The following is a 5,184-nucleotide window of genomic DNA, read 5'->3' as shown; positions in this document are numbered from 1 at the left end:
TTGCATGTGTTAAGCACGCCGCCAGCGTTCATCCTGAGCCAGGATCAAACTCTCCACAAAAAATCAGTAAAAGATTACCGAGCCGTGAAAAGCCCAAAACCCAACCAAAACAAACCACACCAACACCCACAAAACAAAAAGCCCGCAAGCATTGGCCTGGCATATCCAAAAATTACTCAACAAACCAAAAAAGGTTCATCACGTTGCCGCCCCATTCGACGAGGAAAAAAGACAACAACAAAAAATCCAATCAGTCATGCGACCAACCAGACGACACCATCCCATCAATGGTTCAGACAGCATCGACCAGCACACACCCCAAAAAAGAGCACACAGCCACACAAACCAACCAAACAAAAAACCATTGGCACACTATCGAGTTCTCACACAACACACGCACACCCAAACACACCCCACAAACAGGGCCCATTCAAAGCAGCTTGCTGAACCTTACACACACCCACACAACAAACAAAACCGAAAGCCATGCAGACCCAAGTGAAAGGAACCATCAACGCTCGTTTTCCTACCGCCATCTCACCAAACCAGCCACAATCAGACTGCCTAGCGGGGCGTTGTCGGTCACGCTGACTCACATAAAACTACACACACCCAACCAACAACACAAACCAGCAGGTGAGAGGGGTTAATTCGTCGATAAGCGAGTGGCTATATGCGGCGCACCTCGGCACCAAGATTATTGAGGTCTTCAACGAAGTGTGGGTAGCCACGATCGATATGTTCGACGTCATGCACGACCGTCTCCCCGTCAGCCACGAGACCAGCTAAAACAAGGCCAGCGCCGGCACGAATATCGGATGACCATACTTCCGTAGACGACAGGCGCTCTACCCCACGAAGGACCACGTGGTGCCCATCAACGGTGGCGTCCGCACCCAAGCGCATCATCTCATCCACAAAGCGGAAGCGTGATTCAAAGACGTTTTCCGTAATCACAGACGTTCCTTCAGCGACGGCACTCAACCCAATAGCCATGGGCTGCAGGTCGGTGGGGAAACCGGGGAACGGCAAAGTTTGATAGTCCACGGCTTGGGGGCGGCCATCCATGCGTACGCGGAAGCCATTGTCGTAGGTCTCCACATCGGCGCCAGCGTTCTTCAGCTTCGCCAAAGCGAGGTGAAGATGGCGTGGCGCAATGCCAACCACGGTGACATCACCACGCGTCATCGCGGCAGCATAAGCCCATGTGCCGGCTACAATACGATCGCCGATCACGGTGTGTTCCGTGGGATGGAGAGATTCCACACCATCGATGGTGATGGTGGAAGTGCCCGCGCCGGTAATACGCGCACCCATGGAGTTGAGCATGTCGCAAAGATCGACAATCTCCGGTTCACGCGCAGCATTATCCAGCACGGTTTGCCCCTCGGCGAGGACCGCCGCAGTAAGGATGTTCTCCGTCGCACCGACGGAGGGGAAGTCCAGGTTGATGCGCGCACCGTGCAGGCGACCGGCCCGAGCAACGACGGCGCCGTGCTCAATATGGGTTGTAGCACCGAGTTTCTCCAGGCCAGACTGGTGCATGTCTAGTGGGCGGGAACCAATTGCATCACCACCTGGCAACGCCACAACCGCCTCACCACAACGTGCAGTCAACGGACCCAAGACGGCCACGGAGGCGCGGAACTGCCTCACAGCATCGAAATCTGCGCGGGAAGACAAATACGCCGGGGTGTGGATGCGCACAACCGTGCCCTCAATCTCTACATCACACCCCAAACCTTCAAGCACCTTCTGCATCAAAGGCACATCAAGGATCTCCGGGCAGTTATTCAGAGTTGTCGTCCCCTCCACCAACAGCGCAGCGGCCATCAGCTTCAACACACTGTTTTTTGCGCCATCAACGCGCACAACCCCTTCGAGGCGGGCCCCACCTTGAACAAGAAAACGCTCTTTCACGCGATCCAGGGTAGTGAAAACTTTGACAAAAGGCGGTTCCAAAGCACCCCAGGCAAGGTTTAAGGCTTAGGACTTAAGGTAGCGCCCCAATCCGGCGCGCAGCGTTCACAGCCTCATAGCGGGTGTGTGCCCCCAGCTTGCGCATCACGCTACGCAGGTAGGACTTCACGGTCTCTGCACCAATGCCCATTTCTTCGGCTGCCTCCACGTTGGTGTGGCCCAGGGCCACGCACGAGAGAACATCCAGTTCACGTGCAGATAGCTTCGTAGACTGCTTCACACGCACCGGCGCGACCATCTGGTCGCACAGCTGCTCAAGCTCCTTGCGGATCAGCTCATCTTCAACACGGTTAGCCAACATCCGCAGCTTGGAATGGGTCGCACGGACTTGCTCCCATTCCGCACCATTCATCACGCGGCCAGCTTTGGCGGTGCCTTTGCCACCCTCGACGCGCCGTAAAGCCGAATTGACCGCAAGGTCCTGCTCGAGCGTGCGCGCAGTCATAGTGACCTCCTCGATCACCTTATCCCCCAAACGAACCGGAGAGTGCACGCCCACATACAGCACGCCACGAATCTCACGCTGCACAATCACCGGCACAGCAACCACAGAATGAAGGCCCTCATCCTGAATCGCACGATCATGCTCATGCGAAATAACACTCGCGCGCAAGTAATCAGACACCCCCACCGCACGGCGCGTAGACACCACACGGCCACCCACGCCCTGATTCTGATCAATCACCAAATTCTGCAGAGCTGGCGTACGCAGGCCAATCCACTGGGTGATCTGAAGGCGATTATCAGCAAGAAGGGTGCCATACATCGCCACCGGGATACCGGTAGCCGTCTTCAGTGCAGTAAGCGACGCTCGGATCGCATCATCGTCGTCCTTAACCCCTTGCGCGTCCATGTTCTCTCCTTCTTTGGCCGTCGCATCGCCCCCGTTCGAGTGTCCCCGACGGAGAAAGGGCATTGCCCGGATCCGGCCCGAAAATGCCCTAGTTGAACAAACTGTCCCCATCTTAACGGTTAATCGGGGGTGACCAAATCCAAAAACTATGCGCAAGAAGTACGCAATCGCTTAACGACGCTACCCCCGCCACCCCGCGCAAACCATCCGGTTCATCCCCATTGAACAACTCGGTCTAGATTTTTGAGGAGAGTCGTGTACGATCGCATGTCAACCGCTGTTCAACAAAGGAGAAAAATGGGAAAAATCTACAACAACATCCTAGAAACCATCGGTGGCACACCCCTCGTCGAGCTTAAAGGCATCACCGAAGGCACCAACGCCGCACAGGCACGCATCCTGGGCAAACTCGAATTCTTCAACCCCGCCAACTCCGTGAAAGACCGCATCGGACGCGCAATTATCGACGCTGCTGAGGCCTCCGGTCAGCTCAAACCCGGCGGCACCATCGTCGAAGCCACCTCCGGCAACACCGGCATCGCCCTCGCCCTCGTCGGCGCGGCACGTGGCTACAACGTCATCCTGACCATGCCGGAAACCATGTCCGTGGAGCGCCGCGTTGTGTTGCGCGCCTACGGCGCCCAGATCGAACTCACACCGGGTGCGGCAGGGATGAAAGGAGCCGTCGAAAAGGCGAATGAAATCGTCGAACAAACCGACAACGCCATCCTGGCCCGCCAATTTGAGAACGAAGCAAACCCGACCGTCCACTACGAAACCACAGGCCCCGAGCTGTGGGCGGACAGCGACGGGAAGATCGACATTCTTATCGCCGGCGTCGGCACCGGTGGCACCATCTCCGGTGCCGGCAAATACCTGAAAGAGCAGAACCCGGATATCAAACTCATCGCAGTAGAGCCGTCCGCTTCCCCGCTCCTGTCCGAAGGCCAAGCTGGTCCGCACAAAATCCAAGGCCTCGGCGCGAACTTCGTGCCCGCCACCTTAAACCGCGGGATCATCGACGAAGTGATCACCATCTCCAACGAAACCGCCGTAGCCACCTCCCGTGAGCTCGCCCGCAAAGACGGCATCCTCGGAGGGATCTCCAGCGGTGCCAACGTCGCAGCCGCCCTCGAGGTCGCGTCACGCCCGGAGAATGCCGGCAAGACCATCGCCACCGTCATCTGCGACTTCGGTGAGCGCTATATCTCCACCATCCTCTACGAGGACATCCGCGACTAAACTCACCGTTACCTGGCCCTCTCGCGCATGAATCTAAACCCCACGCGCGAGGGGGCCGCTTCTTATGCGCTGTTAAAGTGGACTCCCATGTTCAAGGTGATCCAAACAATCCGTGAGGACCTCGAAAACGCCCGCCTCCACGACCCCGCAGCCCGCGGCGATCTTGAGAACGCGATTGTCTACTCCGGCCTTCACGCCATCTGGATGCACCGCATCTCACACGCCCTGTGGACCCGAAACATCAAAGGACCAGCGCGCATCCTGGCGCAATTTACCCGTTTCCTCACAGGCGTGGAGATTCACCCCGGTGCCACCATCGGCCGCCGCTTCTTCATTGACCACGGAATGGGCATCGTCATCGGCGAAACCGCCGAGATCGGCGACGGCGTCATGCTCTACCACGGCGTCACCCTTGGCGGACAAGTCCTGACTCAGACCAAACGCCACCCCACTATCGGCGACAACGTCACCATCGGCGCTGGCGCCAAAGTATTAGGCCCCATCACCATCGGTGAAGGCTCCGCGGTCGGTGCGAATGCCGTTGTGACTAAAGATGTTCCGCCCAACTGCATCGCCATTGGCATCCCCGCCAAGTGCCGCCCCCGCAAGAGCGACGAACGCCAGCACCTTGTCGACCCAGACGCCTACGTCGCCGGTAACAACGACAACACCAGCCGCTAAGGCACTTCGCCACTACTTCAACAGGTCTTTGTAGCCCTCGTTCTTCTGCACAAAGTGTTCCACTGCAGAGCAGGACGGGATGATCTTCTTCCCAGACTTCCTTGTGTCGTTGAGGGCAGCTTGGATAAGGGGCGCGGATAAACCACGCCCACGGAAAGCTGGATCGATGACGGTGTGGTTGAAATCGCGGACACCACCGTCTTCGTAGTAATTCGCAAACCCCGCCTGCTTACCGTCAACCGTAATGACGTAGCGGTGATGCTCGGGGTTGTGCTCAATCTCGTATTTTTGTTCACTCATGGGCGGATTCTAGCGTTCGTTGCAACGTTTCCTAGGTTCCGGTCAATCCTAGTAGTTCGGCCATGCGTTCTGCTGGGGTGTCGTAGTCCAGGGTCTTTCGCGGTCGATTGTTGAGTTTCAGGGCTACT

General features: G+C 57.3%; 5 protein-coding genes and 1 rRNA gene. 2 read left to right on the top strand and 4 right to left on the bottom strand.

All coding sequences use genetic code 11. The features are described from left to right. From F4V54_RS10085 to ramA, 3 genes are all read right to left on the bottom strand, one after another. Nucleotides 1-60: ribosomal RNA gene (locus F4V54_RS10085) — 16S ribosomal RNA — on the bottom strand; the annotation flags it as partial. 609 nt (nucleotides 61-669) lie between these two features. Beyond that, the gene (gene murA / locus F4V54_RS10080; protein WP_034666320.1) at nucleotides 670-1,920 is read right to left on the bottom strand and encodes a UDP-N-acetylglucosamine 1-carboxyvinyltransferase; all 1,251 of its coding nucleotides are present in this window, start codon (nucleotides 1,918-1,920) and stop codon (nucleotides 670-672) included. A gap of 73 nt (nucleotides 1,921-1,993) precedes the next feature. Then, nucleotides 1,994-2,833, bottom strand: a complete 840-nt coding sequence (gene ramA, locus F4V54_RS10075) for an acetate metabolism transcriptional regulator RamA (protein WP_034666312.1) — start codon at nucleotides 2,831-2,833, stop codon at nucleotides 1,994-1,996. 297 nt (nucleotides 2,834-3,130) lie between these two features. On the opposite strand from ramA, the gene cysK reads away from it, so the two are divergent. Together cysK and epsC are read left to right on the top strand one after the other, a co-directional pair. After that, complete coding sequence (cysK, locus tag F4V54_RS10070; protein WP_150387045.1) at nucleotides 3,131-4,075, top strand: cysteine synthase A; 945 nt, start codon at nucleotides 3,131-3,133, stop codon at nucleotides 4,073-4,075. A gap of 87 nt (nucleotides 4,076-4,162) precedes the next feature. Further along, nucleotides 4,163-4,756, top strand: coding sequence for a serine O-acetyltransferase EpsC (gene epsC / locus F4V54_RS10065; RefSeq protein ID WP_034666316.1), 594 nt, complete (start codon nucleotides 4,163-4,165; stop codon nucleotides 4,754-4,756). Nucleotides 4,757-4,768: 12 nt separating this feature from the next. On the opposite strand, the gene F4V54_RS10060 is transcribed toward epsC, so the two are convergent. After that, the gene (locus F4V54_RS10060) at nucleotides 4,769-5,056 is read right to left on the bottom strand and encodes a GNAT family N-acetyltransferase (RefSeq protein WP_034666318.1); all 288 of its coding nucleotides are present in this window, start codon (nucleotides 5,054-5,056) and stop codon (nucleotides 4,769-4,771) included. Nucleotides 5,057-5,184 lie beyond the last annotated feature (128 nt).

This window comes from Corynebacterium tuscaniense, assembly GCF_008693065.1.
Taxonomy (GTDB): Bacteria; Actinomycetota; Actinomycetes; order Mycobacteriales; family Mycobacteriaceae; genus Corynebacterium; species Corynebacterium tuscaniense.
Note: the sequence above shows the minus strand (reverse complement) of the source record. Positions and strands in the feature narration are given on the sequence as shown.

Coding starts and splice junctions, on each gene's coding strand:
- ramA (WP_034666312.1), bottom strand. CDS start 2,833: ATGGACGCGCAAGGGGTTAAGGACGACGATGATGCGATCCGAGCGTCG.
- cysK (WP_150387045.1), top strand. CDS start 3,131: ATGGGAAAAATCTACAACAACATCCTAGAAACCATCGGTGGCACACCC.
- epsC (WP_034666316.1), top strand. CDS start 4,163: ATGTTCAAGGTGATCCAAACAATCCGTGAGGACCTCGAAAACGCCCGC.
- F4V54_RS10060 (WP_034666318.1), bottom strand. CDS start 5,056: ATGAGTGAACAAAAATACGAGATTGAGCACAACCCCGAGCATCACCGC.